The 1,482-nt window shown below is 52.8% G+C and carries 1 rRNA gene; it reads left to right on the top strand.

The annotated features are described in order from the left end of the window. Window positions 1–1,363, top strand: a 23S ribosomal RNA gene (locus ACLD1Y_RS31570); the annotation flags it as partial. Window positions 1,364–1,482 lie beyond the last annotated feature (119 nt).

Genomic DNA, 1,482 nt, shown 5'->3' with positions numbered 1-1,482 from the left:
TAACGAAGTGGTTGATGCCATGCTTCCAAGAAAAGCTTCTAAGCTTCAGGTAACCAGGAACCGTACCCCAAACCGACACAGGTGGTTGGGTAGAGAATACCAAGGCGCTTGAGAGAACTCGGGTGAAGGAACTAGGCAAAATGGCACCGTAACTTCGGGAGAAGGTGCGCCGGTGAGGGTGAAGGACTTGCTCCGTAAGCTCATGCCGGTCGAAGATACCAGGCCGCTGCGACTGTTTATTAAAAACACAGCACTCTGCAAACACGAAAGTGGACGTATAGGGTGTGACGCCTGCCCGGTGCCGGAAGGTTAATTGATGGGGTTAGCTAACGCGAAGCTCTTGATCGAAGCCCCGGTAAACGGCGGCCGTAACTATAACGGTCCTAAGGTAGCGAAATTCCTTGTCGGGTAAGTTCCGACCTGCACGAATGGCGTAACGATGGCGGCGCTGTCTCCACCCGAGACTCAGTGAAATTGAAATCGCTGTGAAGATGCAGTGTATCCGCGGCTAGACGGAAAGACCCCGTGAACCTTTACTATAGCTTTGCACTGGACTTTGAATTTGCTTGTGTAGGATAGGTGGGAGGCTTTGAAGCGTGGACGCCAGTCTGCGTGGAGCCAACCTTGAAATACCACCCTGGCAACTTTGAGGTTCTAACTCAGGTCCGTTATCCGGATCGAGGACAGTGTATGGTGGGTAGTTTGACTGGGGCGGTCTCCTCCTAAAGAGTAACGGAGGAGTACGAAGGTGCGCTCAGACCGGTCGGAAATCGGTCGTAGAGTATAAAGGCAAAAGCGCGCTTGACTGCGAGACAGACACGTCGAGCAGGTACGAAAGTAGGTCTTAGTGATCCGGTGGTTCTGTATGGAAGGGCCATCGCTCAACGGATAAAAGGTACTCCGGGGATAACAGGCTGATACCGCCCAAGAGTTCATATCGACGGCGGTGTTTGGCACCTCGATGTCGGCTCATCACATCCTGGGGCTGAAGCCGGTCCCAAGGGTATGGCTGTTCGCCATTTAAAGTGGTACGCGAGCTGGGTTTAGAACGTCGTGAGACAGTTCGGTCCCTATCTGCCGTGGACGTTTGAGATTTGAGAGGGGCTGCTCCTAGTACGAGAGGACCGGAGTGGACGAACCTCTGGTGTTCCGGTTGTCACGCCAGTGGCATTGCCGGGTAGCTATGTTCGGAATAGATAACCGCTGAAAGCATCTAAGCGGGAAACTAGCCTCAAGATGAGATCTCACTGGAACCTTGAGTTCCCTGAAGGGCCGTCGAAGACTACGACGTTGATAGGTTGGGTGTGTAAGCGCTGTGAGGCGTTGAGCTAACCAATACTAATTGCCCGTGAGGCTTGACCATATAACACCCAAGCAATTTGCGTCGAAAGGCCAGATTGCGGTGTGTGAAGACGATAGAACCGAAAGTTCGATGCTCACAAAACACCGACAGCTGTCACATACCCAATTTGCTGAAGCGAG

It is taken from the genome of Pseudomonas sp. 18175 (assembly GCF_050432925.1).
Classification (GTDB): Bacteria; Pseudomonadota; Gammaproteobacteria; order Pseudomonadales; family Pseudomonadaceae; genus Aquipseudomonas.
Note: the sequence above shows the minus strand (reverse complement) of the source record. Positions and strands in the feature narration are given on the sequence as shown.